This window comes from Gracilimonas tropica DSM 19535, from assembly GCF_000375425.1.
GTDB lineage: Bacteria > Bacteroidota > Rhodothermia > Balneolales > Balneolaceae > Gracilimonas > Gracilimonas tropica.
This window is the reverse complement of sequence record NZ_AQXG01000006.1, coordinates 25,529-51,547: the sequence shown is the minus strand read 5'-3', so window position 1 is coordinate 51,547 and position 26,019 is coordinate 25,529. Positions and strand designations below refer to the sequence as shown.

Sequence of the window (26,019 nt, the reverse complement as noted above, 5' to 3'; positions counted from 1 at the left end):
GAGAAAAGGGGGCTTCGGCCCCCTTTTTATTTTTAGGGTTTTGCAGGATTCCGGTGAAAAATCCCATTTAAAAACCGCTGTTTGTTCAATTCTTTCTGACCAATGGCACAGCGGAAACCAATATCATAGTCGGCAACTTCTGCTAATACTCCCACCCGCCAAAACGTTTGTGTGAAACTTGTTGAGCCGCTGAAACTCCCTCCCCTGATAATCCGGACGCTGCTATTCTCAAGATCGTGAAGACGATCGGGATCTTCATAAAATTGATAATACTGGCCAATCCATTCAAAAGCATTACCACTCATGTCATACAATCCGATCTCATTCGGTTTTTTGCTTTGAACCGGTTGTGTGAAAGGGAGATCATCCAATGAGGTAACTGCATACTTAGGAAGTGAATCTTTTATGTTTGTCCCGGCATATTTAGCCACCTTCCCTCTTGATCTTGCGGCATATTCCCATTCATTTTCTGATGGCAGCCGCCATCCCCAATAACTACAATATGCGCTGGCATCATGCCAGCTAACATTAACTACTGCCCGATTTCCCCTTCCGTACAGGTCATCTTCCGGGAATTGTCGCCCTGTTTGTTTGGCAAAAGCATCGTATTGGGCATATGTAACCTCTGTTTTGCCCATGTAAAAGTCCTTAAGGGCAACTTTATGCAACGGAAGGGCATCAGTATTGGAAGAATCAATAACGTCACCCGCGGTAAACGACCCGCCTCTAATTAATATCATTTCGGGTTTGTCAATGACAGGTGTTTTTTTTAGCATGTTGCACCCAAAAAATTGAAGCGAAAAGAATAATGTTAAGTATGCCGGAATAAGTTTAGTTCTCATACTAATAAGGTAGTAATATTTTCTAAAAAATTTCAGCAAATTGGAATGAAGTTGAACGCAACAAAGTTTTAGTTGGGCAGAATTGTAAATAAAGACTACCTCAAGCATCAAAAAGTTATAATGGATCAAAAATCAGACCAAAAAATATTAGATCAGCTCAAGCAGTGCAGTAAAGATGAAGCCTCATTTTCAAAGTTAAAGGAGTTGTTCGGCGAATTGTATGATCGTTTTATGGAAACCGGAAAGCAGCTTAAGCTTCTGGAGCAAGCCATTAAGCACGATTACGATTCAATACTTATCACAGAATTAAATCTTGAAAAACCGGGCCCTAAAATTGTTTATGTGAATGATGGGTTCACCCGCATGACCGGTTACACCAAAGAAGAAGTACTGGGCAAGACCCCCAGAATTCTTCAGGGCGAGAAAACCGATCGAAAAGTTTTAGACAGGTTGAAAGAAAGGTTGATCGAGGGACAGGCTTTCTTTGGTCACACCGTAAACTATAAAAAAGACGGTACGGAGTTTATCAACCAGTGGGATATTCATCCCCTGACAAACGAAAATGGAGAAATCACTCACTGGGTATCATATCAAAGGGATATCACCGATCGAAAAGAATCGAGTAAATTGGTTTTTGATGCTAATTTAGACTTTGATAATCTCACTGAGGAGTCCAAGAAGACATTTATCGATCTTGATGTTCAGGGAAATCTTACCACCTCCAATAATTCTTTCAAAAATATCCTGGGATATGACGGAGACGAGCTTAAGACCGTGAAGATCTGGGATTTGGTTTCTGATGAAGACAAAGAAGAGGTGAAGTCGTTATTTGCTGATTTTGAGGCAAAACAGATCGAAGAAAAGCCATACACCTGGAATTTCATCAAAAAGGACGGTGAGAAAGTTAAGCTGCAAGGACAAATCAGTTATTTTATCAGTAATGATGAGACTGTGATCCGCATACACTTTGACAATCTCTCTCTTCGTGCCAAGGTTATCGAAACCCTGAAAAAGAAAAGAGAAAAGTTTCAGGATATCGTTGGCAAGAAGGATGAGTTCACCATAAGGTTTGTATCATCCGGAAAGGGAAAATCCGCATGTAAATTTGTTTCAGATAGCTTTACCAAACTCACCGGTATCAGTTCTGATATCGTTTTTGATAAGGGAATACGGGAAGTTGTGCACGCTGATGATATAGCTGAAGTCGAAAAGGCATTAGAAACTGCTTTCAGTGGTACTCCTTCGACCCTTTCCTGCAAATATAAAACAGCGGCCGGGAATTATATATCCGTAATTCAGTCTTTCAAACCTGACTTCAATGAACAGAATGAAGTGGAAAGTGTGAAAGGTGTAGCTATGATAGAATTGGAAGTTGAAAATTAAAAGTACAGTAAGCATCATTCCGATTTTTAAAAGCCTGCTTTATGCGGGCTTTTTCTTTATGTAGAATTATTGAAGCCGTATATTTGGAAAAAAGCAGATATGGATATTCAGGAAAAAGGAAAGCGGATCATAAAAGAATTTGAATTACTTCAAGACTGGCCTGAGAGGTATAAATATATCATCAAGCTGGGAAGTAAGCTTGCCCCGCTCGCTGAGGAAGAAAAAGTGGATGACAATCTGGTAAAAGGCTGCCAAAGCCAGGTTTGGCTCACGGCAAAACAGGAAGAGGATAAGTTGATTTTTGAAGCAGACAGCGATGCAGCGATCACAAAGGGCTTGGTGGCGCTGATGGTACGCTTCTATTCGGGTGAAAGTCCGGAAACGATCATCAATACACAGCCTTTTTTTATTGATGAGATTGGAATGGCCAAGCATTTGTCTCCTACCCGCGCCAATGGGCTTGCATCTATGGTAAAACAGATGAAAATCTATGCTATGGCCTTTAACACCAAAAAAAAGTTATCGTAATCTAATTGTAAGGCTCAGAATATTTGTGTTAATTCTCCATTTCATGGGGATTATCAATGGATATGAGTAGCAAGTTTTCACTTACCGGAATTTCTGATATAGCACTTGGCAAAGATCTGCGATCAGAAGATCAGATCATCGGAAAAAAAGCTGGACTAACAGTGCTCAACTCTGTTTCTTTCTTTCTGGCAGGGGTATCTGTCTTATTTCTCATTGCTTTTCAAATAAATGAATCGGTTTCTCTGACCTGGTTCTTCCTTTCCGAGGCAATTGCTTTCTTATTGATACCCCTTTTAGCGAGGCAGGGGTTTGAAAAATCGGCTAAAATGCTCCTTATTGCTTATGCCGATATCGGTATCGTAATATTGAGTTCCGTATTTGGGGGAGATGCCATGATCCAGGCATTCTTTATCCCTGCTATGGGTCTGTCTATTTTGCTATTCGACAATAAGCAGATCGTTCTTCGGAATATTGGTATCGGGCTTTCCATTGTTTCTTATTTCATTTTGGATTACATCATTTTTGAACGTATAAGTATTTCAGAAAGTGGTTTTTCTTTGGTACGATGGAGCGTTCTTACCGGTTCCTTCGTTACTACCTGGCTTATTTTTAACACATTTTCTCAGTTTAAGGAAAGTGCTGAAAATCAAACCCTGGAACTTTTAGACAAGGAAAAGGAACTAAATCAGGAATTAAGCCTGAAGCAGGAAAAACTGGAAAATTATATACAGCAGCTTGAAGTGGCTACCGAAGAGCTCGCAAAGAGTACTAAGGCAAAGTCAGAGTTCCTTGCTACCATGAGTCACGAGATCCGTACTCCCATGAATGCCATTTTGGGGATGACCCACCTGCTTAAGCAAGACAGTCCGCGTAAAGATCAGGTTGAACCGATCAATATTTTGGACTTTTCAGGAAAAACATTGCTTTCCTTAATAGATGATGTACTGGATTTTTCAAAGATCGAAGCCGGGAAAATTGAATTTGAAGCCATCGAATTTGAACTCAATAAACTGGTGAATGTGATTCTTGAAAGCTTCAGGATTACGGCGAGAAACAAAGGTATTGACATTCAAGCCAATGTAAATGATCAGGTCCCTGACTATCTGATCGGTGATCCGGCACGACTTACACAGATCTTGAATAACCTATTCAGTAATGCTCTTAAATTCACTGAAGAAGGAAAGGTAGAACTCAATATTGAGCTTCTTCAGGATCGGGGTGAAGAAGTGCGGGTTCAGTTTGCTATTTCTGATACTGGCATCGGAATTGAAAAGGAACGCGTTGAAACTATTTTTGAAAGTTTTACCCAAGCCAGCCAAAATACAAAGCGGCTTTTTGGTGGAACCGGTTTGGGGCTCACCATCAGTAAGCAGCTTGCTGAACTGCAAGGCGGTTCTATTTTTGTGGAAAGCGAAAAAGGGGAGGGTAGTACCTTTTTTGTTGAACTAACCTTTGGAAAAGGGAAAGCCAAAGCGGAACAGAGCGAATTAAATGAGGATGAGATAAATGAGAATAGCCTCAGAGGTTTAAAAGTTTTGCTCGCCGAAGACAATGTCGTGAATCAGAAAGTTATGCAGCGGTTTCTGGAACGGTGGAATGTGGAAATGAAAGTGGTTGAAGATGGAATACAAGTTCTGGAAGCCATGGGAGAGACTAATTTTGATGTAATCTTGATGGACTTACAAATGCCAAATATGGATGGGTATGAGGCAACCGAGCAGATTCGGAAATTGGATGATCCCTATAAAAGAAACATTCCGATCATTGCTCTTACAGCTGCTGCACTAAAAGAAGTTCGGGAACAGGTATTTGCTGCAGGTATGAACGACTTTGTTACAAAACCATTCAATCCCGCCGATTTAGAACAAAAGTTGTACAGCTTCACAAAAAAATAGACCTAAAAACCTAACCCTAAGGTCAGTTCAATATATGATCGAGAAAGTTGCCATCCTGAGCGCTTAGCAAGCTATATGAGTACAACTTGTTTGACGCGAAGGATCTCAAACTCACCTTAATTATAATTATGACAAAAGCCACATTTACGTTAAATGTGGCTTTCATCAATCAAGAAGGTTCTCTTCAGTGCAAAGACTATTTCTTGGAGGCTGGTTTAGCCTGTTTGCTCTCGTGTTTTTTTGCTTCAGCTTTATGAGCTTTTTTTTCAGCTGGTTTTTGGGGTTTTTTATCCATTTTTCTACCTCTTGTTATTTCAATTTAAATCTGTTTTTGATTTCCCAACTCAACATTGATTTAGGAATGAATCTTAACAGGATCTAAAATGCGGTACCTCAGGAAGATTTTATATCAGGAATTTTGAAATCCTTTTGTAATAAAAAAGAGCCGCTCCGTATCAGGGAACGACTCTTGGGTTTTCGGGGTACAAATGAAAATCTTAGTTGTCTTCTTGCTCAGTTAATACAATATGAAAAGTTGAACCTTCTCCTTCTCTCGAATTCACTTTTATGATGCCATTATGGAGATCAACAAATTCTTTGACGAGTGGAAGTCCCATGCCTGTACTTATCTCTCCGCGTGTGCCTTGCCTTTGAAGCTTCTTATTTTTTGTAAAGAGTTCCGTCTGAAAATGTTCCGGAATGCCAATGCCGCTATCTGTCACAGACACATGTAATAAACGCGGACTGCCTTCTATTATTTCAGCATCAATGCTGATGGTATCGTTTTTATCGGTAAACTTAAGAGCATTGGATATCAGGTTGCTTAGAATAAGCTTGAACTTTTCTTCATCAATAAAGAAAGAGTTTTTAGCTAAACAATTAAACTCAAGTGTTACCTCTTTAGCGCTGGCCAGGGGTTTGTAGATATCAATCAGATCAGAAATGGATTCACATACCATAACATCCTGGGGGCGGATCTTTGCTTGTTGAATGCTCATGGAATTCTCCATCAACTCTCTGGTATAATGGATCAGCTTTTGGCCGCTTAATCTGATCATGGAAAGAAATTGTTCCAGTTCTTTGCGATCCCCTTCCCACATATTCTCCAAATAATGAACTGCACTGATGATACCGTTTATCGGGCTCTTAATATCGTGATTGACAATTCGAAGGAAATGATCTTTTTCTTTATTTAGCTGCTCCAGTTCTTTCTGTTTTTTACGCAGCTCAAGTCGACTTACTATTTCACCAGATATCGTTTTCAGGGCTTTTTTCTGTCTTTCATTTAGCTTCTTGGGAGTAAAATCAAGTACACAAAGTGCGCCAATTTTCAGCCCGCCGGGTGTGATCAAGGGGTAGCCGCTGTAGGAACGGTATTGCGGGTCGTTGGTGACGAAGCTTTTATCCTTGAAGCGTTCATCCAAACGGAGGTCTTCAACCTCAAAGCTGCTATCTTGAAGAATGGTATACTGGCAAACTGATTCGGATCTGTGCGCACTTTTTACTTCCACATTTCCAAAAGAGGCCTTGGTCCATTGCCGGTCATGATCCAATAAGTTCATTAATGATATTGGGGAGTCCGTAATAATTGCAGCTAATTCTACAAGTGAATCAAATTCATTTTCAGGGAGTGTATCCAGAATATCATACGATTCAAGCTTAGCCTGTCTTTCTTTCTCGTTTTCCGGAATCGGATACTTTCTGTCGGTTTGTTGGTTTAACAGATTATGCATGATCTTAGCTATTATTTAAAGCGCTATGGGGGCCTTTTACCTCCCGTTTAGTAAAGCTGATGATCAAATGACCCTCATCTTCCGAAATGGTCATGTTACCGTGTATTTGTCTTAGCAACACATCTATTAATTCACCTCTCAAGGCATGTTTGGAACCGTTATCAATATGGTAATGCTTGAATATGTTCTTGCCTGTTTCAAGAACTTCAATTCGAATGATGTTGTCATTTTCCTCCAGAAATAATTGCAAACCACCGGAGCTTCCATCATAATAATTGAGGTTGATGTCATTAATACAGGACATAAGTTCGTTAATCAATATTCCGGCCGGTATAGCTTGATTCACATTCAGAATAACATCCTGTAAATCAAATCCTTCAAATATCTGACCGGAGTGTTTAGATCGGAGGTCAAAAACTTTATGGATATAGTCTTTGAAGTTAACATGAGATAAGCTTTCGTTCTGATACAGCAGTTCGTGAATCTTAGCAATGGAGGTGATACGGGATTGTGTTGAACCCAAGAGCTTTTTGGCTTCTTCATCTGTATTGCTTAAAAGTTCCAATTCCAGTAAGCCGGAAATAATTGCCAGGTTATTTTTAACCCGGTGATGTACTTCCCCTAAAAGAATGCTTTTTTCTTCTAATGATCTTTCGATAGTATTTCTGGCCTGAACCTGTTCCGTGACATCAATGGCTTCCAATAAAACGCCATAAATCTCATTCTGATCATTATGAAGCGGCTTGAATACAAAATTCAGATAGCGGGTTACAGTATGTCCTGTTCTGCTGTTATTGAAATAGATCTTTTGTTCATTGAAATGAAACGACTCACCGGAAGCATAGCATGAATCCAGGATCTCCGAGAATCCCTGATCGCTCAATTCCGGCAGGATCTCGTTATTAGGTTTACCTACCAACGTTTTCTTTTCTACAAGCTCCCGATAAGTTTCATTGGCATACGTGTAGGTGTGCTCGGGCCCTTCCATAAGAGCAATTGCTGAGGGGGCTTCATCGAACATATCTTCAAGGTGCAAGCGAGCCGTTTGCTCACTTTCAAGCAATTCAACAATCCGATTCTCAAGTTTTTTGCGTTCTGAGATATCAACATACATCCCATAAATGGCAATTACCTCACCTTCAAACTGCACCGGAACTCCTCCGACCAAAACGGGCACTTCACTTCCGTCTTTTTTGATGCGAATGGTTTCCGTTTGGAAGGTATCTCCTGTCAGGCTTTTCTTGGAGAACTTTTCTCCTTCATTACCCATATGATCAGGTACAATCAGCTCGTTGATGGATTTACCGGTGATCTCATGATTCTTATAGCCAAATATATGTTCGAAACTGCGATTTGCATTTCGGACATTCCCTTCAGCATCAACAAGTACGATTCCAATTGGAGAATTGAAAAATAACTGATTCAGGAGTTCCGAATTACGTCGCCGTTCTACTTCGGCCTCTTTAAAATCGTTTCGGTTTAAACCTCCGCCCACAATATAGTATTTACCATTCTGCTGGAAGCTCGTGCCCCGGATTAAGTAGTGAAGTGTTTTACCTTGCTTGGTAAGGCACCGAGCTTCAATACTTACTTTTTCACCTTTTAGCTCACCTTCTAAGATATCTCTTAAATAATGTTGGTCTTCCGGGTGAACAAGATCCATCACATTGGTACGGGCAAGCTCATCTGCACTGTATCCCAATTCCTGTTCCAGGATCGAATTCCAACGGATCATCTCACCCTCAATACTGAAAACAAAAAAAGCAGTGGGCATGCTTGAGATCGCTAATTCCGTAAAATCTTTTTCTTGTAAAAGCTGCTTCTGTATAACCTTTCGGGATGAAATATCCTTGATGCTGACAATGGTTCTTTCTTCGCCATTTTCCCCATCATAGATCACACTGCTTAGTTCAACAGGGATGTTGTGCCCGTTCTTATGGATGAATTTGAGTTCTCCGGAAAATAAACCCGTTTTTCTTCTTTCCCGTAAAGCTTTGGCATTGTCAGGGGCATGGCTGTCAAAAATAATATCCCGGTGTTTGCCTATCAGTTCTTCCTGAGTATAGCCTAGCATATTACAAGCAGCAGGATTCACAGCCATGATTTCGCCTGTAGGTTTTCCAATGATGGTACCGACAAGAGTGTTATTGAACTGTAATTTATACTGTTGTTCTGAAAACTTAAGTGCTTTCTCTGCTTCTTTCTGCGCTGAAATATCCTTAAAAGCCCAACTTGTGATATGTTTGCCGCCGGTATTGCGGAGCAAACTTACATTCAGTTCTACAGGGAGATGGGTTTGGGAAGAGGTTTTGATTTTCGTCTCTCCCACATGGCTGCCGCTATGGTTGATCATTTTTTGGATCTTAGATACATCAAGTTCAATTTCTGAACCCAGGAAATCACGTATATCGGCATATATGACTTCGTTTCGGGGAAGTCCAATGATATTGCAGGCTACATTATTGGCATCTATGACCACATGATTCTCATCAGATATGAGAATGCCATATAAGGTGTTATTGAAATGCTTTTCAAACTTCTCGCGGGTTTCTCTCAGGTAATTTGTTTTTCTTACCTGTTCACTGATGTCTTCATAAATAAGGACGGCTCCCTGGTTATCTCCAAGAGATTTAACGGCCACCCGGTACCAATTCTCATGCTTAGAAGTATGATTCATGATCTTTGTATCAAAGCTGACCCGATCATTATTCAATACTTCCTTGATGCCTAATAAAAGACGAAGAGCAAAGTCATTGCCCTCCGTCAAGGGAGTCTGTAAGCTTTTTAAGATGCTTTCTTCTAAATAAGGGTGACTCCAATTATTCTCTAACGCTTGACCAGCCTTTTTCCATTGATCGTTAAATGCTATGACTTCTCCCTTGCCATTTAAAATAGCAACCTGTGCCGTCAATGCGGAAAGTATAGCAGAACTGACCTCATCAAGTTCTACCACAGTTTGTATGTTATCGTCTCTTTCGCTATTCATTGTCTTGGCAGGAAACCTGCTTTCATTCTTTATACGGCGATCAAAATAAGGACCAATCAGTACGGATGAATGACGTGAAAAGCCTAATTTTAAAAATAGGTGTTAATGCTTAATGAGAATGATTTTCACGTAGGCTAAAACACCTATATGGTGCTACAGGCTTACAAATGTTTTTCCCTGAAGCGTTGATGTGATAGCTGTCTTGATCTCATCTTCGGAAGGGGCGATGGGTATAACAGCATTTACTCCTGCTTTCAAAAGTGGGTCTACGAACTTTTTCATTTCATAGGGATGAATCACTATCAACGGGGGATCAGAAAATATTTGATTGATCCGTTGAATTTTGTTGGTGGCATTTCGGTACTCCGTGGAAGTATTCAGATCAAATATTACAAGATCCGGATTGCTAACAGAAGTATTAGAAGATTCCCCGAGGATGTCTTTTGGTTCAATGAAAGTTACATGGGCATCAAAATGGACATCAAGAGTGTCCATGATAAGGCTGTTGGTCTGATTCAATTTTGCTATATATGCAATTTGTAGCATGTAACGAACGCGAAGATGAAGGAAGAATAATTCAATGTTAATGTAATTGTAAAACGGTCACAAAAAATCAGTGATTTAGCCTAATTTCAAGAAAAGATTCATAGGTGTTTTTACCTACGTAGTTATCAAAAAGCAAAATAAGCAGAGGTTTTTGCTCCGTGATCCTTTAAAACCGTGAAGTGATTAGCCCAACTACCCACGCAGAATTTATAGATAAGATCCAGTTCCTTAAGCTGTGTTTTACAATTAAAACAACTTAGTATGAAGCTTCTTTGCAACTTTAACCAGCTCCGCTTCATTCACCACGATATTTAAAATACGTTTCTCTTTAGTGAAGGAGATCATGTCGGTCTTGGTTTCCCCAAGCACTGAAAAAATCTTCTCAACGAGATCATTAGCAGCATAAAGCGAACAGCCGATCAATGTGAGCAGCCCTTTATTCTTTTCGATACGGACGGTTCCTACTTCGATCAATTCTTTAGAAAGTTCATCCAATATTTCTTCATCCGTAAGCGCAATGGTCACGGAAGCTTCGGTGGTGTTAACGGCATCTACGGCGAGCCGATGTTTTTCAAGAACACTAAAAACCCTGGTCAGAAAAGAATAACCCATCACCGTTTCGTATGCGCTGATGGTAACGGTGGCTATATTTTCTTTGAATGAAAGCGCCAAAACGTCCAGATCATTTTCCGATTCCCGAACGATCCTGGTTCCTGAATCTTCCGGGTTGAACATATTTTTCACCAATACGGGGATATTGCGTTCCTGAGCCGGTTTTAAGGTAGAAGGGTGTAAGACCTTTGCCCCGAAATAAGCCATTTCGGTAGCTTCAAAATAGCTCATTTCGCTAAGCGGTTTGGCTTCGGGAATGAATCGGGGATCTCCGGTATAAACCCCGCTTACATCCGTCCATATCTCGATGGTTTCTGCCCCTACGGCTCCGCCGATCAAACTGGCCGAATAATCAGAGCCTTCGAATCCAAGGGTGGTGATGGTTTTGTCCGGAGCTTCTCCATAAAAGCCCCCGATGATGGGAGTGAACCCGCTGTCTAATACCGTTTCCAGCGAACCGCAATGCTGATTGATCAACAGCCGGTTGGGATTTGCCTTGCCATATTCAGCATCCGTTTTGATGAGCTTCCGAGCCTCGATATGCTGGGTCATCATGTCCAGCGCTAAACCGCACTGTGCCAAAAGGTAGGATGAAATTTGCTCACCCATTGCGGCAATGGCATCCTTCATTTGTGGGGTAAGTTTATTTTGTCTTTCAGTATAGGTAAGCAGTTTATTTAGTTTGCTGATCTTGGCTGCCGTATTCTTTTCGCAGCTATCTTTGATGAGCTTATTTTTGCCATGTGGATTCTCATCCAGAAAATCTTCAACAATCTTATGGTGACGTTCCTGAATGGATTTGGATATCTCCAGTGCCTCATCCAGTTTTCCTTTTGAGGCTAAATGTGCTGCTTCCACAAGTTGCCGGGTTGTCCGTGCCGTTGCAGAAACTACAACTACCGGCCACTCATATTTTTGGATGATCTGTAATACTTGCTTCCATGTTTTGTGATCGGCCATGGAGGTGCCGCCAAATTTCAGAACGTTGATCTGCATAGAATTTCTTCCTTAAAAATTGCAGTGGAAAATACGGGGAATCTCATCCTATTCCATGTCGAATTCAGGATTATGTTCCTGCTGATGATTCAATATTGCTACTGTTACAAAGCTCTACCAATAATTCCAGATATTCAGGTTCCGAAAGCTCCAGCATCCAATTCATTTAATTTAAATGTTATCATTAAGAGACTTATCCCGAGAAACGGTACCTTTGATTTATGGATAAAAACATTCTACAAGTTGCAGTAATTGGTGGCGGCGCAGCCGGATTTTTCGCGGCTATTTCTGCTAAAACCCACCATCCCGAAGCCAAAGTTACCATCTACGAAAAGTCGAATAAACTGCTTTCCAAAGTGCGGATTTCCGGTGGAGGTCGATGCAATGTAACGCATCATTGTTTTGATATTCGGGAGCTGGTTAAGTTTTACCCACGGGGAGAACGTCCCTTGAAAAAAGCATTTGGCCGGTTCTCGCCCACTGATACCATCGCGTGGTTTGAAAAACGTGGGGTGAAGCTGAAGACCGAATCGGATGGCCGTATGTTTCCTACAACAGACAATTCCCAAACCATTATTGACTGCCTGATGAAGGAAACGCAACAGTTAGGCATCGGGATCAAGACTAAGACAAACATCAAAAAACTGAAGAAAACAGAGGGCGGGTATGAGCTCAGTTTGGACAGGGGAGGCAGGCTCCATGCCGATAAAGTGGTCGTGGCTACGGGCGGAAGTCCGCGGCCTAATGGGTTTGATTGGTTGCGGGAGCTGGATCACGAGATCGAAGAACCGGTGCCGTCCTTGTTTACTTTCAACATGCCGGATGAACCGATCAAAAAGCTGATGGGCATAGCGGCTGATCCCGTTTCGGTAAAGATCATGGGATCAAAATTGCAATCCAACGGCCCCTTACTGATTACTCATTGGGGTATGAGTGGCCCTGCAATATTGAAACTTTCTGCTTTTGGTGCCAGGGAATTGAATGAGAAAAATTATGACTTCAAAGTGCTGGTAAACTGGGCCGGAGAGAAAACAGAGCAGGAAATCCGAGCTATTTTAAAAGAAGTGGCTGGAGAGTATGGAATGAAAATGATCCACAATGTAAATCCCTTTGGATTGCCCGGTCGGTTATGGGAATTCCTGATCGGGAAATTAGAGCTTGGAGATGCTATGATCTGGCAGAATATGGGCAAGAAAAATTTGAACCGTTTGGTGCATTTGCTGACCAACGATGAATATCAGGTTCAGGGAAAAACTACCTTTAAAGAAGAGTTTGTAACCTGTGGCGGAGTCAGCTTACAGGATGTGGACATGAAAACCATGCAAAGCCGTAAATCTCCCAATCTATACTTCGCTGGGGAGGTATTGGATATTGATGGTGTGACCGGTGGCTTTAACTTTCAAGCCGCATGGACGACGGGATACATAGCGGGACAATTGGCTTAACAAGCAAAAATAAAGTACCTTCATGTAGGTTATACTACAAAAAGGAGAAGAGATGAGTGTAATGAGCATCAGAATACCGGACGAGAAGAGAAAAAAGCTGAAGGCAATTGCTTCTTTAGAGGGAAAGTCAATGAGTGGATTGGTTGCTGAGCTGATCGATGAGTACGTAAATGAAGCAATGGATCGACTTGGCGAGGAGCATGATCTGGCCGAAATCATGAAAGTCAGCGAGCCTTCTTTTTCTGAGTGGGATAATGAAGAAGATGAGGTCTATAATGACCTATGATCGCTGGGATATTGTCTTACTCCCTTTTCCATTCACCAATTTACAAACTACGAAGAAGAGACCCGCACTAATCCTTTCTCCAAAAAAATATAATTCAGGGCCAGATGTTTTGGTCATGTTTGTGACCAGCAATTTGAAAGCAAAACCCAAAGTCGGCGATTACAAATTATCAGAATGGAAAGAAGCAGGATTGCCTAAACCTTCAATGATACGAATGAAATTTGCTACAATTCAAAAAAGCCTGATCATCAAAAAAATTGCTCGACTTACAGAAAAGGATCAATCGACTTTGGGTGAAAAGATGAGAGCTTTTTTCGGAATTTAGATTTCGTCAGAATAAATGGAAGGATTGGCTTCACGAAGATTATAAGCGCTACGCATTACCTCTCCATATGCCCCGGCGCTGCGGATTGCCACTAAATCTCCCCGCTCTACTTTTGGGATGGAAATATCTTTCCGGAAGGTATCTGAGCTTTCGCAAATAGGGCCGACCACATCGTATTTTTCTTCCGGTTTTGTGCTCGTCAACACATCAATGCGGTGGGCGGCTTGGTACAGAGCCGGACGGATGAGCTCGGTCATGCCGGCATCTACGATGGCAAAATTTTTGGTCTGTCCATATTTGGTGTACAGCACTTTGGTGATGAGGCTTCCACATTGCCCTACGACAGATCGCCCCAATTCAAAATGCAGTTGCTGGTGGTCTTTAAGCCGGATATGTTTATCAAACAAACCAAAGAAACGCTCGAAATCGGGCACAGAATTATCGTTCGGATGCTCGTAATTAATTCCAAATCCCCCGCCAACGTTGATCACAGAAAGTTCAAAACCCTGCTCTTCAATGTGATCATTCAGCGCATTCGCTTTTTTACAGAGTTCTTCAAACGGCGTAAATTTTTGGATCTGCGAACCGATATGAAAGTGAATCCCGATAAGTTTCAGATGCTCTAATTCTGGCAATTGCTCCAATACAGCATCCAGGTCCGATGCATTGATGCCAAATTTATTCTCATTCAGTCCGGTGGTAATATATTTATGGGTATCGGCTTCTACGTTGGGGTTGAGCCGAAGGGCGATCTTCGCTGTCTTTCCCTGCTTTCCCGCCAGTTCATTCAATACTTCCAGCTCCTGGGGAGATTCACAATTGAAGCAAAAAATGTTATGATTTAAACCAAGCTCAATTTCTTCATCACTTTTTCCAACGCCTGCAAAAGCGATCTCATCCGCAGAAAATCCAGCATCAATGGCCCGCTGAACTTCGCCTCCGCTCACACAATCGGCTCCTAATCCAGCCTCTCTGATTATCTCTAATATTTTGAGTTGATTATTGGCTTTCAATGCAAAATGTACATGATAACCTTTAGAAAGGCCGTGCTTTTTGATCTCATCAAGCGTGGTGTTTAACACATCAAGGTCGTAATAATAGAAAGGCGTTTTTTGGGATTTGAAAAATTCAGTGACTTGTGATGGAAACATCAAAATCTGGATTTAAAATGAATGAGTGAGTTTTGAGCGCAACAAAGATAAGAAAAAAACAGACCTCGTTGCTTTGAAATAAGAGATGCGGACAAAAGAGAATAAACAATGCAATTCAGCTCAAAAAATCGTCCGGGATAATTATTGTGAAAAAGAAAAGTGGCTTTGAAATCAATAAACTCTATCCCCTTATGAGACAGGAAAAAGGGGGTATAAAAAGTTATTCCGGATATCAATTATCCAAAGATTGAAAAATCATAACATTTTACGTTTGCCCAAAAACTAAAAAGCCGGTATCATAGTTGTCAGTTTAAACAATCAGCCTAATCTTGCATCATCAAGAGCGGAGGACCCGAATATGGGGCGAATTCCAGACGGAAAGAGCATCTATCAGCTCCAGCCCGACAGCTAACTTCGCAGGCATTGATAGAAGATTGAGCGTGCCTTGTGCGTGAGCGGTCTTCACATCTGTTAACTAAATTAATACCGAGAAACGCACATGAATTTAAAACAGCAGGATTTCCTACTTTCTGCCAATAAATTTCACATTCCTGATGTGATTGCAGAAAGTCCCGGCATACAGGTTGGGAACCATTTGGTACATTCCATTCTCTTGAGCACCGACCTTGCATACATCCAAAATCTGGAAGCGGATTCTATCATGACCGTAAATCCATTCAACAAATCGAATGAATTGGATAAAGTGATCGTGGATTTCGCTTCAAAACCGGTGTTTTGCGATATAGGTGGCGGCCTTCTCCGTAAAGAACAAACTATTAAGCTCGCAAAGGGAGCTTTTGATGTAGGGGCGGCAGGCGTTGTGATCACCAAACCGACAGCTCCGGAGATCATTAAAAATATTCGGGCTGAAATTGATGGTACTTTAATATATACCGTCATGTTTGACGCGGAACCTATTCAGGATTTGTTGGACGCCGGGGTGGATATCTTTAATATTTCCACCGGGGAGATAACCGTTGATACAGTAGCTGAGATTCGGGATCGATTTCCCGAAATGAAGATCATGGCCAGTGGAGGACCTCATGATTCATCTATCCGGGAGACCATAAAAGCCGGTGCGGATGCCATTGTGTTCAATCCTCCAACTGCAACCGAGATCCTGCGAACGGTATTTGATGAATATCGAAGTCAGCGGGTATAAAAAGCAGAATTTAAAACAACTCTTTAATCGCTCTTTACAGGAAGACTTATTCTGAAAGAGTATCCTCATTAACCATTTAAACCATTGGTATATCCTATGGACGTTTTTAGCGCAGCGCCTCATCACGATGTATTAGTGTTAGTCATACAAGTAGCCATTTTATTATTAGTTGCCCGCACTATGGGCGAAATAGCTCAAAGGCTTAATCAACCTTCAGTAGTTGGAGAGATCCTGGCCGGTATTATTTTAGGGCCTTCCCTGATTGCCGGATTTTTCCCCGGTGTTGGTGAATGGATCATTCCTCAAACAGCAACCCAAGGCTACTTGCTGGAAGTAGTGAGTTTAATCGGAGCAATGTTTCTTTTACTTATAACCGGTCTTGAAACCGATATTCGGCTTATCAAAAGGCATGCCCGGACAGCAATGGGCGTATCCGGTGGAGGAATAATCGTTACTTTTGCAACCGGGTTTGTACTGGGACAAAATTTGCCGGATTTCTTATTAGCCGACACCGGGGAGCGGTTGGTGTTTTCTCTGTTTGTAGCAACCGCCCTTTCCATTTCGGCGATCCCGGTGATCGCAAAAGTACTCATGGATCTCAATTTAATGCGGCGCGATGTTGGTCAAACCATTATTGCAGCAGGTATGAGTGACGATACTATTGGCTGGATCCTGCTTTCTATTGTAGCCGGTATTGCAAGTGGAGAATCGGTAACGGCAGGAAGTGTTTTACAGATCGTGGGTAGTGTTCTTGCATTTATGCTGGTGAGTTTTACCGTTGGCCGCTGGATGGTGAAAAAGCTATTGGCTTATGTACAAGATCAGGTCAAAAGCGCTGATCGGTTGCTGACATTGGTTGTAGTGCTGACGTTCTTATGGGGTGCGATCACTCAGGCATTAAACCTGGAAGCTGTTTTAGGAGCGTTTGTTATGGGGATCTTATTCGGGATGATGCCCCGTCTTCCCGATGAAGTTCACCATAAATTGGAAAGTATTGCTCTTGGAATTTTTGCGCCCATATTTTTTGCGGTTGCGGGTTTAAAAGTAAACGTGATCAACTTATTTGAGCCCCGGCTTCTGATTATCACAGGCATTGTAATACTGATTGCCACAGTTGGAAAGATTGTAGGAACCTACATGGGTGCAAGGTTTATTGGGAAGAAAGATCATTGGACTTCGTTGAGTTTTGGAGCCGGGTTGAATGCTCGTGGAGCAATGGAGATCATTATTGCTACCATCGGGTTGCGGCTTGGAATTCTCTCCCAGGATATGTTCTCCATCATTGTGGTGATGGCCATGGCGACCTCGTTGATGGCACCTTCTGCTTTGAAATGGGTACTCAGTAAAGTAGAGATGGGAGCTGAAGAAGAAGAGCGGCTCAAAAAAGAAGAAATGGAAGCCGGGAGCATTGTGGCTGGCATTCACAGGGTGCTTTTACCGGTACGCCGGCGCGAAACAGCACCCGATAAACGGTCCACGCAATCCCTCGAGTCGCAGATCCTTGCCCGATTGGGACAACAAAATGATCTATCGGTTACCTTGATGACCGTGGCACAAAAAGGCAATAAGCAGGAATGTGAAAAATATCTTGATGAATTGGGAAAAATGTTTGAAGGCATTGAAGTAACTAAAAAAGTAGTTGCGGATGTACAACCTGATAAAGCTATCCTTGAAGAAGTAGAAAAAGATTATGACCTGCTGGTTTTGGGAGCTACAGAAAAAGAACCGGGCCGAAGGCATTTATTCAGCTCTTTTATTGACTATATGGTGCGCGTGGCTCCTTGTCCCGTAATGATCGTTCAGCCTTATGATGATCAGGAGACATGGAATCCGAAGCGTATTTTGGTTCCAACCAATGGCACGGCCGCATCAAATAATGCAGCGGAACTAGCCTTTGCATTGGCACGGAATAATCAATCTTGTGAGGTTACAGGAATGAATGTGATGGAAGCCGAAAGTCGTTCTGAAAGACCCTATCGTTTATCCGGAGAACTTGGTGTAAGTAAAGCAGAGATCGCTAAAGAGTTAGTTGGCGAGCTTAAAGAACGAGGTAATGCTTACAATGTTAATACCGAAGCGGTTGTAGAAAGTGGAGAAGAAGTTGAAGTTGTAGTGAATGATTTTGCAAGAAGGAATGATATTGACCTGATGATACTGGGTACCAATATTCGCCCGGGTTCACATCGGTTATATTTGGGCCCAAGAGTCGAAAATATGCTTGAGGACGCAAAATGTGCCGTGGTAGTTTTTAATACTTAGTTTGAGGATCTCCAAAGGATAGAATCTCTATTACATATATTTTCTTATTCAATCTCGAGTTTTTCCTGAGTTGTTTTCTCAGGTTTTCTTTGCGTGTCAACTTCAGGATTAGTTAAAGAGATCAAAATATTTCCTGGCTGAGGAACCGGAGGATTATCTGTTGTAAATGGCTGAATGGATTTGTCGTTTGTTACGATAAACAGTGGAATCGCATCGTTGCCATGTGTTTCTTTGAAATCCTGAAAGGTAAAAGCATCAGTGAGCTGTGTCGATTTAATGACCTTGCCACTCTGGTACTGTTGTGTGAAAAACTCAAAATTGGCATTTTTTTGGAATAAGATACGTCCTGCCTGTATAATCCCGTCTTCGTTATCATCAGATTTCTTTTTAACGCTTGGCGAAAGTTGGTACACTCTTGAACGGCCGAAGAGTTCTGAAAACCGTATAGCGGTAAGAGCATTTACTTCATCGTTAGGGGTGACGGAAATAAGTTTACCAATACCGTCTAAGTTTAAATGATCGAGGGCAAATTCAGATAACACGTTACCATAATAGGTGTTAAGACCATGTGATTTAGCATTACTGATATTTTTCCAGTTGGAATCTGCAATAAGGGTTTTGCCACCGTGTTTTTCGATTTCGGTGGCTAAATCTATAGCCCAGTTATGGGCACCTATGATCAAAAACCCTCGCGGTACCGGTTTGGCAACGCCCAGTTTTCTTGCTACCCATGGGGCTGTTAATCCATATATGGCCACAGTGCTGATGATGGTGATAAATACAATTGAGATAAGTTGATTAGCTTCTGAGAATCCGTTTTGCATCAATGAAATAGCAAAAATAGATGATATGGAAGCTGCTACAACTCCTCTTGGGGCCATCCAGCATAGAAACAATTTTTCCTTCCAGCTGAGCGGTGAGAAAATGGTAGATAGGTAAACCGCCGCAGGCCTGATCACAACGATCAAAATGGTAAGAAAGGCCAGCATATTCAAATTCAGGTTGCCCAGAAGATTTGTGAGTTCTACCCTTGCTGCAAGTAAGATGAAGAGAGCAGAAAGGAGCAATAGCCTGATGTTTTCCTTGAATTCTACAATATGATGGATCTTGGCAGCTTTCTGGTTTGCCAGCACAACTCCCATCAACGTAGTAGCCCAGAGTCCCGATTCATGCTGAAAAATGTCAGATATGGTAAAGATCAGAACTACGATCATCAGACTTACGGGATTTTGAAGGAAATCCGGTAAAAGATGCTTCTTCAATAAAAGGTACAAAATTCCGGCACCCGCCAGTCCCAAAGCAGAACCAAAAAGAATGGTTTTGAAAATACTCATGAAAGCGAGGCTGGTGGCTTCCGAAAAACCACTGGCCAGGATAACCTCAAAAACCAATACGGCGATCATAGCACCGATGGGGTCTATTACAATGCCTTCCCATTTTAAAATAGATCCAACCTGACCGGAAGGACGCACTTGTCTTAATAAAGGGACAATGACGGTTGGTCCGGTTACAATAAGAATAGCTCCTAATAAAACCGCTAACTCCCATCCAAATCCAAATAAAAAGTATCCTGAAATGGAAGTCAAAACCCAGGTTAACAAAGCCCCGATGCTAACGAGGTTGCCAATAGCTCCTCCTATATTTCTGAGCTCCGAAAACTTTAAACTTAAGCCGCCCTCAAATAAAATGATTGCTACCGAAACGTTGATAAAGGGAGTTAAAAGGTTCCCCATCAATACATCGGGTTTAACCAGACCTAAAACAGGGCCGGCCAAGAGGCCGGATAGCAACAAGAGAAGAATGGCCGGTAACTTCAGTTTCCAGCCCAGCCATTGAGCGCCTACACCAAAAAAAATTACACTAGTAATACCAATTAAAATACTTTCTGTCATAAGGAATTCAGGAGTACCGCAAAGCGATTTAATACATATAAATTTAAATTTATGGAACTGAAGATAACCAAAGTGTGTAACAAGAAACCATTTGAACCTCAATAACATTGATAAATACTTAAGATTAAGCTTAAGTCAAAACATTATGGATTTTACCTCCGGTTATGTTATTATTGAATCTTAACCCGATCGTAATTCAATGAATAAAAGTGCATTAAAAGTTTTATTAAAGGAGCTGATCTGGCTTTTTGCAATTCTTGGAATCTCTGCACTCATAGAATTCTTGATCATTGAGACCTTTGATCTTCATCCTGTTTTAAGTATAAAGCTGCAGGGCTTGATCGGACTGGTGATTATCGGTTACGCCATTCGGATGGGAGCTCGATTGTGGAGGTCTTTTCATTCTTCGGATGATGCCGATCAAGAAGAAAAAGACGCATTGGACGAATTTTAGATATTAATAATTACCTACTGCGAGTTACGGTTCAAAAACCTCAGATATTTATTTAGCAGTTATTATCATAGATTATGAAGCATAAAAAATTAGCAAAAGAATTAGGGCTTTCGGATGTATACGCCATTGCAACAGGTGCTATGTTCAGCTCCGGATTCTTTTTATTACCGGGATTGGCAGCAGCCGAAACCGGCCCTTCCGTTGTTTTAGCCTATTTGGTTTCGGGCATTATTGTACTTCCTACCATGTTCAGTGTTGCGGAGTTGGCAACGGCATTACCACGGTCGGGCGGAACGTATTATATCATTGACCGAAGCCTGGGCCCCATGTTTGGGACCATTGGCGGTTTTGGTTCTTGGTTAGCACTCGTCTTGAAAAGTGCATTTGCCCTGATTGGTATGGGAGCCTATATCGCTATTTTTTATGAAGTGGACATTCTGTACGTAGCGGTGTCACTTACCATCGTGTTTGGAGTTTTGAATATCGTGGGTGCCAAGGAAACTACCTTGCTACAAAAGGTACTTGTAGCTGCTTTGGTAACCATCATGTTCTTTTACATAGTACAGGGTGTGGTCGAAGTATTTTCTTTAGACATTGTGGATATTACGGAAAAACAATTTACCCCGTTCTTCACAGACGGTATTTTTGGATTTTTTGCTACGGTGGGAATGGTCTTCGTTTCGTACGCCGGTCTCACCAAAGTGGCAAGCATCGCCGAAGAGGTAAAAGACCCGGATCGGAATATCCCGCTTGGTATGTTCCTGGCTATCAGTACAGCGGTGGTTGTATATGTGGTTGGTGTTTACATCATGGTTGCCCTGCTGGACCCTCAAGCTTTTCGAGAGGACCTGACCCCTGTTGCAACAGCCGGAGAAGTATTCTTGGATTGGCTTCCTGAACCGGGAGGGTTGATCCTGGTAGTGATTGCTGCAGTAGCTGCGTTTGCATCAACCGGAAACGCGGGTATTATGTCGGCTTCAAGATATCCAATGGCAATGGCACGCGATAAGCTGATCAACAACAAGTTCGCAAATATTGGTAGGTTGGGTACGCCACACTGGTCTGTGATCGCTACCGTGGTATTGATGCTTTTCTTCTTATTAGCTTTTAATGTATCTGAAGTGGCAAAGTTAGCAAGTGCTTTTCAGTTGCTGCTCTTTGGATTGTTGAACCTGGCTGTGATTGTAATGCGGGAAAGTCGTATTGCAGAATATGACCCCGGTTTTAAATCTCCATGGTATCCCTGGGTGCAAATTGCAGGAATGATCCTGTCTATTATTCTCATCTTTGAGATGGGGATTCTCTCTATCTTATTTACGCTGGCTGTTTCAGTAGCGGCTATCGTTTGGTATAAATATTATGCTCAGGAAAAAGTAGAACGCCAGGGGGCGATCTTTCACGTACATGCTCGTCTTGGAGAAAATAAAGATCAGGGCCTTGAAAGTGAGATGAGAGGGATCCTCAGGGAAAAGGGACTACGTCAAGAAGATCCTTACGAAGAAATGGTGTCCCGTGCCAATGTATTAGAATTTGATTCAGACACCAATTATGATACAATCTTTAAGGAATCAGCAGAATGCTTGGCCGAGAAGTTAAACATTACCATAGCTGAACTCGAAAAACTATTTTTAACCTCTGAAGAAAATACAGCCATCCAAATTGCAGATGGGGTCGCCCTGAACCACGCCAGGCTAAAAGAAGAGATTTCACCTGAATTGGTGTTGGTGCGCATTAGGGATGGATATAGCAAAGAGAAGATCAATAACAGAGCAAGCCGGGAGAAAGGGGGGAATAAACTTCATTCCATCATATTCTTTGTTAGTTCAGAAGCAAAAACCGGGCAACATTTACGTATCCTGGCTCATATTGCTGAAATGGTGGGCAGTAAAAACTTTCTGCAACGCTGGATAGTTGCTGAAAATGAAGAGGAGATAAAGGAAATCTTACTTCGCGATGAAAGATTTATCAAGATAACTCTTAATCCTGATGACAGCACGCAGCAATATATCGGTAAGATGATCAAGGAGATTTCCTTCCCGGGACAAAGCCTCATCACCATTATACGTCGCAAAGGGGAGATCAAGATCCCACATGGCATTACCGTACTTCAGGAAGGAGATGAATTGTCAATTATTGGAGAAGTGGAAGACATCAACGAACTAAAAAAAATGCTAAAAGGATAACAGGTTAGCATCTATTGAAAGGGTAACAAACAATCTTGGCAAAATTTCATCCACCCATTGAGAGGTGAAGCCATATGTAACAGCTAACTCTTTTTTGCATTCAGATTTTGGAACTAAACAATAAGTGGTCCGAAGAATTGAAAGTGGTAATCAAGTTTTCGAGGTTGTAGAAATAACTTGACTGGCGTTCAATCGTCAGACGAGATGGGGGTCGTTGGAGAAAATTTGTAGTTAGTACAATATTTGGGCCTGTCAGATATTCGAGTGGGTTCACTCGCCGGACGAATTCTTTTCTTTTTAAAACAAGCAGGAACTCGTCCGACCACTGAAAGGGAATGTAGCTGTCACGAGCTTTTTCTTTCCAACAATCAGGCCGTATAACAACTCAACAAGAAGTGGTTCGACGAATGCAGAGCGTCAAATTGTTCCAAACACTCTATCTTGGAACAGGGATTTATCCAAGCTTCTCCAAGATCTCCTCAAAAGTCAGCGAGTTCTCCTCACTTTCCTTCATATTTCGCAAGGTGAATTTACCTTCATTAAGCTCATTATCCCCTATGATAACCGTATAAAGTGCATTTTCACGATCGGCATCTTTCATCTGCGCTTTCATGGACCGGCCTTTGTAATCCATGGTGGCGGAAAGTCCGGCTTCGCGGGCTTTGGGTAAATGGGTGAGCGCCCAGGTGCGTGCAGCATCGCCAAGGGTGACGAAATATACGTCTACCGTTTTCTCTTCAGCAAGCGAGATGTCTAATTCTTCGCAGGCAATGAGCAACCGCTCCATTCCGGCTGCAAATCCAACAGCAGGCGTGGGCTGACCGCCAATTTCCTCCACCAGCAGATCATAACGACCGCCACCGGCCAGGGCATCCTGTGAACCCAGATCAGGTGAAATAAGCTCAAATGCCGTTCGGGTATAATAATCCATTCCGCGAACGAGATGTGGATCGATCGTGTAATTGATTCCAAGCTGATCCAAATACTGTTGCACTTTTTCAAAATGCTCGGTGGAATCTTCATTCAAATAGTCCTGGATTACCGGTGCACTTTCGATAAACTGTTGATCTTCAGGTTCCTTGGAATCCAAAATGCGCATAGGATTTTTCTCAAAGCGCTTTTGGGAAAGCTCACTCATTTTATCCAAGTTCGGCTTTAAATAACTTCGTAATGCTTCTTTGTAGGTTTCCCGGCTCTCAGGGTCGCCCACAGAATTCAATTTCAGTTCAAAATTGTTGATCCCAACCCGCTGGTATATACGGATCATTAAAGCAATGATCTCTACATCTGCAACCGGGTCGTCACTTCCAATTACTTCTGCCCCAAACTGATGAAACTGACGCTGACGTCCTTTTTGCGGCTTCTCTGCCCGAAACATGGGCCCTATGTAATATAACTTTTGCGAACCGCCCCGCTGCTCCAGGTGGTGCTCAACAAAAGCACGAACCACGGGTGCCGTTAACTCCGGCCGCAATACATAATGACTATCGCCTTTTTCAAAAGCAAAGATCTCCTTCGAAACAATATCCGTCAGCTGACCAATACCTCGCACTATCAGTTCCGTTTGCTCCATAATAGGGGTACGGATCTCTTCAAAATTGAACTTAGCAGCCTCTTCATGAATGATGGTTTCCAATGCCCTCCATTTTGGAGATTCATCAGGGAGAATGTCAACCATTCCAACGTGCGAAGTGTATTTGGGTTTAGCCATGTTTTATTTTTTGCCTTAAAATTTATCCACAAAGAAGATAAGGTTCGTGTGGATGAATTTCTTTACAATAACTACCTTGACAATGTTAAAATTGAACCATTAAATAAAGCCAGTCAACTAATTTAGCTTTACGTTTTACGATATGCAGAAATTACTTAGCCTTTCATAAATGTCATTATCGCAACAAGCTTTAGGCGGGGTTCTTTGGGCTACCGTTGAAAAATTTGGCGGACGAGTATTAAATGTATTAAGCACCATCATTTTAGCCAGGATACTCGTGCCTGAAGATTTTGGTGTAGTGGCGATGGTGGCCATTTTCTTTTCAGTAGCCAATATTTTAATTGATAGCGGGTTTAGTCAGGCTTTGATTAGAGAAGATGAAATCAGTGAGGACGATAAGTCCACAACTTTTTTTATAAATCTAATTACTGCATTGATATTATTTATTGTTCTTTGGATGGGAGCTCCTGCTATAAGTAGGTTTTTTGATGAGCCGGTGTTGCTTGAAATGACCAGGTTCATGGCTTTGACTCCAATATTCTTCTCCATTACGATTGTGCAGCGGGCTTTATATTCTCAGAAAATAAATTTCAGAACACAAGCTATTATTAACCTGATATCAACTTTTCTCAGCAGCGGAAGCGCCATTACGTTGGCTTTCTATGGTTTTGGTGTTTGGGCTTTAGCCACGCAATATGTGTTGATGGCTTTCACTACTTCCTTTCTTTTTTGGGGACTGAATCCGTGGCTTCCAAATAAGTTCTTCAGCAAAGATTCATTTAACAGGCTGTATGGCTTTGGTTCGAAGCTGATGCTTTCGGGACTTATGGATGTTTTTTTCAAGGAGATATACAAAGTGATTATTGGGAGGATTTACAATACATCCCTGCTTGGGTTTTATGTGCAGGCGGAGAACTTCAGAAATGTAGTAACTGAAAACCTGGTTGGTATATTAGTGAGGGTTACTTACCCCGCACTTTCTAAGGTAAAAGGGAATCCCGATCGATTAAAGGATGGATATAAAAAAATCTTAGGAGTTATATCTCTAATGATCTTTCCAGCTATGATTGGGTTAATGATAGTTGCTGAACCTTTAGTAATAACCTTGATAGGAGAGAAGTGGGTTAAAACTGCCCCAATTCTTCAATTACTTTCATTGGTTGGGCTAATCTATCACATGCACGTAATAAACCTGAATATTTTGAAAGTTTTAGGAAGAACGGATCTTATTTTAAAATTACAGATTCTTAAAAAAACTGGGGTTACCATAGCAATCGTAATTGGTCTTTTATGGGGATTTTGGGGATTAATCATAGCACAAGTAGTGAGTTCCTACCTGGCGCTTTACTTAAATATGATGTACACCTCAAAATTGATGAATTACAAAAAAATGGAACAGTTTATGGATGTTTTTCCCATCGTTAGGTTCAGCATTCCGATGGCGATAGCAGTGCTTGGGATCAACTTAATTGGATTCGATTTTGAGTATGTTCGGCTCATAGTATCAATAATAACAGGAGTCATTATTTATACCGCTACTTGTTATTGGATGAAAGCACAACCCTTTAAGGATATGGTTTATATTCTCAGACCCAAGTTTCCAATATTTAACAAAATAAAAATATAAAAA

General features: G+C 41.7%; 19 protein-coding genes and 1 riboswitch. Of the genes, 11 read left to right on the top strand and 8 right to left on the bottom strand.

Features of this window, described 5'->3' with window-relative positions:
* Nucleotides 1–32 precede the first annotated feature (32 nt).
* A complete protein-coding gene (locus B151_RS18540; RefSeq protein WP_157470935.1) occupies nucleotides 33–740 on the bottom strand; it encodes a formylglycine-generating enzyme family protein in 708 nt (235 codons plus the stop codon).
* 222 nt (nucleotides 741–962) lie between these two features.
* Here B151_RS18540 and B151_RS0110835 point away from each other — a divergent pair, with 222 nt between their 5' ends.
* The 3 genes from B151_RS0110835 (at nucleotide 963) to B151_RS0110825 (ending at nucleotide 4,648) form a co-directional block, all read left to right on the top strand.
* Nucleotides 963–2,225: a PAS domain-containing protein gene (locus B151_RS0110835; protein ID WP_020403653.1), complete on the top strand. Its 1,263-nt coding sequence runs from the start codon at nucleotides 963–965 to the stop codon at nucleotides 2,223–2,225.
* Nucleotides 2,226–2,324: 99 nt separating this feature from the next.
* Nucleotides 2,325–2,753 carry a SufE family protein gene (locus B151_RS0110830; protein ID WP_020403652.1) on the top strand — a complete coding sequence of 143 codons (429 nt, stop codon included), beginning with the start codon at nucleotides 2,325–2,327 and terminating at the stop codon, nucleotides 2,751–2,753.
* Between the two features lie 62 nt (nucleotides 2,754–2,815).
* Nucleotides 2,816–4,648: a response regulator gene (locus tag B151_RS0110825; protein WP_157470932.1), complete on the top strand. Its 1,833-nt coding sequence runs from the start codon at nucleotides 2,816–2,818 to the stop codon at nucleotides 4,646–4,648.
* Nucleotides 4,649–5,145: 497 nt separating this feature from the next.
* Here B151_RS0110825 and B151_RS0110815 read toward each other — a convergent pair whose 3' ends face one another.
* The 4 genes from B151_RS0110815 to B151_RS0110800 all read right to left on the bottom strand — a co-directional run bounded on the left by B151_RS0110815 (nucleotide 5,146) and on the right by B151_RS0110800 (nucleotide 11,521).
* Nucleotides 5,146–6,381, bottom strand: coding sequence for a GAF domain-containing sensor histidine kinase (locus B151_RS0110815; protein WP_020403649.1), 1,236 nt, complete (start codon nucleotides 6,379–6,381; stop codon nucleotides 5,146–5,148).
* A 4-nt stretch (nucleotides 6,382–6,385) separates the two neighbouring features.
* A complete protein-coding gene (locus B151_RS0110810; protein ID WP_020403648.1) occupies nucleotides 6,386–9,367 on the bottom strand; it encodes a PAS domain S-box protein in 2,982 nt (993 codons plus the stop codon).
* Nucleotides 9,368–9,520: 153 nt separating this feature from the next.
* Nucleotides 9,521–9,913: a hypothetical protein gene (locus B151_RS0110805; protein WP_020403647.1), complete on the bottom strand. Its 393-nt coding sequence runs from the start codon at nucleotides 9,911–9,913 to the stop codon at nucleotides 9,521–9,523.
* Between the two features lie 246 nt (nucleotides 9,914–10,159).
* Nucleotides 10,160–11,521 (bottom strand): aspartate kinase, encoded by a 1,362-nt coding sequence (locus B151_RS0110800; protein WP_020403646.1) that lies wholly within the window; start codon nucleotides 11,519–11,521, stop codon nucleotides 10,160–10,162.
* Nucleotides 11,522–11,742: 221 nt separating this feature from the next.
* On the opposite strand from B151_RS0110800, the gene B151_RS0110795 reads away from it, so the two are divergent.
* The 3 genes from B151_RS0110795 (at nucleotide 11,743) to B151_RS0110785 (ending at nucleotide 13,577) form a co-directional block, all read left to right on the top strand.
* Nucleotides 11,743–12,966, top strand: coding sequence for a BaiN/RdsA family NAD(P)/FAD-dependent oxidoreductase (locus B151_RS0110795; RefSeq protein WP_020403645.1), 1,224 nt, complete (start codon nucleotides 11,743–11,745; stop codon nucleotides 12,964–12,966).
* 61 nt (nucleotides 12,967–13,027) lie between these two features.
* Nucleotides 13,028–13,252: a hypothetical protein gene (locus B151_RS19590; protein WP_157470930.1), complete on the top strand. Its 225-nt coding sequence runs from the start codon at nucleotides 13,028–13,030 to the stop codon at nucleotides 13,250–13,252.
* On the top strand, nucleotides 13,230–13,577 hold the full coding sequence (locus tag B151_RS0110785) for a type II toxin-antitoxin system PemK/MazF family toxin (protein ID WP_026166617.1): 348 nt from the start codon (nucleotides 13,230–13,232) through the stop codon (nucleotides 13,575–13,577). The genes B151_RS19590 and B151_RS0110785 overlap by 23 nt, the downstream gene beginning before the upstream one ends.
* Here the strand turns inward: B151_RS0110785 and lysA are convergent.
* Complete coding sequence (gene lysA / locus B151_RS0110780) at nucleotides 13,574–14,728, bottom strand: diaminopimelate decarboxylase (protein WP_020403642.1); 1,155 nt, start codon at nucleotides 14,726–14,728, stop codon at nucleotides 13,574–13,576. The two genes, B151_RS0110785 and lysA, sit on opposite strands and share 4 nt — an antisense overlap.
* Before the next feature lie 310 nt (nucleotides 14,729–15,038).
* A riboswitch (cyclic di-AMP (ydaO/yuaA leader) is annotated at nucleotides 15,039–15,166 on the top strand.
* 61 nt (nucleotides 15,167–15,227) lie between these two features.
* Here lysA and B151_RS0110770 point away from each other — a divergent pair.
* Nucleotides 15,228–15,890 carry a beta/alpha barrel domain-containing protein gene (locus B151_RS0110770; RefSeq protein WP_020403640.1) on the top strand — a complete coding sequence of 221 codons (663 nt, stop codon included), beginning with the start codon at nucleotides 15,228–15,230 and terminating at the stop codon, nucleotides 15,888–15,890.
* A gap of 96 nt (nucleotides 15,891–15,986) precedes the next feature.
* Nucleotides 15,987–18,149 carry a cation:proton antiporter domain-containing protein gene (locus tag B151_RS18530; RefSeq protein WP_051069742.1) on the top strand — a complete coding sequence of 721 codons (2,163 nt, stop codon included), beginning with the start codon at nucleotides 15,987–15,989 and terminating at the stop codon, nucleotides 18,147–18,149.
* Between the two features lie 44 nt (nucleotides 18,150–18,193).
* Here B151_RS18530 and B151_RS0110760 read toward each other — a convergent pair whose 3' ends face one another.
* A complete protein-coding gene (locus B151_RS0110760; protein WP_020403638.1) occupies nucleotides 18,194–20,041 on the bottom strand; it encodes a cation:proton antiporter in 1,848 nt (615 codons plus the stop codon).
* A 199-nt stretch (nucleotides 20,042–20,240) separates the two neighbouring features.
* Here B151_RS0110760 and B151_RS0110755 point away from each other — a divergent pair, with 199 nt between their 5' ends.
* Both B151_RS0110755 and B151_RS0110750 read left to right on the top strand, forming a co-directional pair.
* Nucleotides 20,241–20,495 carry a hypothetical protein gene (locus tag B151_RS0110755; RefSeq protein WP_020403637.1) on the top strand — a complete coding sequence of 85 codons (255 nt, stop codon included), beginning with the start codon at nucleotides 20,241–20,243 and terminating at the stop codon, nucleotides 20,493–20,495.
* A gap of 74 nt (nucleotides 20,496–20,569) precedes the next feature.
* A complete protein-coding gene (locus B151_RS0110750; RefSeq protein WP_020403636.1) occupies nucleotides 20,570–22,678 on the top strand; it encodes an amino acid permease in 2,109 nt (702 codons plus the stop codon).
* 454 nt (nucleotides 22,679–23,132) lie between these two features.
* Here the strand turns inward: B151_RS0110750 and hisS are convergent, their stop codons facing one another.
* The gene (gene hisS, locus B151_RS0110745; RefSeq protein ID WP_020403635.1) at nucleotides 23,133–24,389 is read right to left on the bottom strand and encodes a histidine--tRNA ligase; all 1,257 of its coding nucleotides are present in this window, start codon (nucleotides 24,387–24,389) and stop codon (nucleotides 23,133–23,135) included.
* 169 nt (nucleotides 24,390–24,558) lie between these two features.
* On the opposite strand from hisS, the gene B151_RS18525 reads away from it, so the two are divergent.
* Nucleotides 24,559–26,016 carry a lipopolysaccharide biosynthesis protein gene (locus tag B151_RS18525; protein WP_020403634.1) on the top strand — a complete coding sequence of 486 codons (1,458 nt, stop codon included), beginning with the start codon at nucleotides 24,559–24,561 and terminating at the stop codon, nucleotides 26,014–26,016.
* The last annotated feature ends 3 nt before the right edge of the window (nucleotides 26,017–26,019 follow it).

Excerpts from the sequence above, each read along its gene's own strand:
- B151_RS18540 (WP_157470935.1), bottom strand. The coding sequence starts at position 740 with ATGATATTAATTAGAGGCGGGTCGTTTACCGCGGGTGACGTTATTGAT.
- B151_RS0110835 (WP_020403653.1), top strand. The coding sequence starts at position 963 with ATGGATCAAAAATCAGACCAAAAAATATTAGATCAGCTCAAGCAGTGC.
- B151_RS0110830 (WP_020403652.1), top strand. The coding sequence starts at position 2,325 with ATGGATATTCAGGAAAAAGGAAAGCGGATCATAAAAGAATTTGAATTA.
- B151_RS0110825 (WP_157470932.1), top strand. The coding sequence starts at position 2,816 with ATGAGTAGCAAGTTTTCACTTACCGGAATTTCTGATATAGCACTTGGC.
- B151_RS0110815 (WP_020403649.1), bottom strand. The coding sequence starts at position 6,381 with ATGCATAATCTGTTAAACCAACAAACCGACAGAAAGTATCCGATTCCG.
- B151_RS0110810 (WP_020403648.1), bottom strand. The coding sequence starts at position 9,367 with ATGAATAGCGAAAGAGACGATAACATACAAACTGTGGTAGAACTTGAT.
- B151_RS0110805 (WP_020403647.1), bottom strand. The coding sequence starts at position 9,913 with ATGCTACAAATTGCATATATAGCAAAATTGAATCAGACCAACAGCCTT.
- B151_RS0110800 (WP_020403646.1), bottom strand. The coding sequence starts at position 11,521 with ATGCAGATCAACGTTCTGAAATTTGGCGGCACCTCCATGGCCGATCAC.
- B151_RS0110795 (WP_020403645.1), top strand. The coding sequence starts at position 11,743 with ATGGATAAAAACATTCTACAAGTTGCAGTAATTGGTGGCGGCGCAGCC.
- B151_RS19590 (WP_157470930.1), top strand. The coding sequence starts at position 13,028 with ATGAGCATCAGAATACCGGACGAGAAGAGAAAAAAGCTGAAGGCAATT.
- B151_RS0110785 (WP_026166617.1), top strand. The coding sequence starts at position 13,230 with ATGAGGTCTATAATGACCTATGATCGCTGGGATATTGTCTTACTCCCT.
- lysA (WP_020403642.1), bottom strand. The coding sequence starts at position 14,728 with ATGTTTCCATCACAAGTCACTGAATTTTTCAAATCCCAAAAAACGCCT.
- B151_RS0110770 (WP_020403640.1), top strand. The coding sequence starts at position 15,228 with ATGAATTTAAAACAGCAGGATTTCCTACTTTCTGCCAATAAATTTCAC.
- B151_RS18530 (WP_051069742.1), top strand. The coding sequence starts at position 15,987 with ATGGACGTTTTTAGCGCAGCGCCTCATCACGATGTATTAGTGTTAGTC.
- B151_RS0110760 (WP_020403638.1), bottom strand. The coding sequence starts at position 20,041 with ATGACAGAAAGTATTTTAATTGGTATTACTAGTGTAATTTTTTTTGGT.
- B151_RS0110755 (WP_020403637.1), top strand. The coding sequence starts at position 20,241 with ATGAATAAAAGTGCATTAAAAGTTTTATTAAAGGAGCTGATCTGGCTT.
- B151_RS0110750 (WP_020403636.1), top strand. The coding sequence starts at position 20,570 with ATGAAGCATAAAAAATTAGCAAAAGAATTAGGGCTTTCGGATGTATAC.
- hisS (WP_020403635.1), bottom strand. The coding sequence starts at position 24,389 with ATGGCTAAACCCAAATACACTTCGCACGTTGGAATGGTTGACATTCTC.
- B151_RS18525 (WP_020403634.1), top strand. The coding sequence starts at position 24,559 with ATGTCATTATCGCAACAAGCTTTAGGCGGGGTTCTTTGGGCTACCGTT.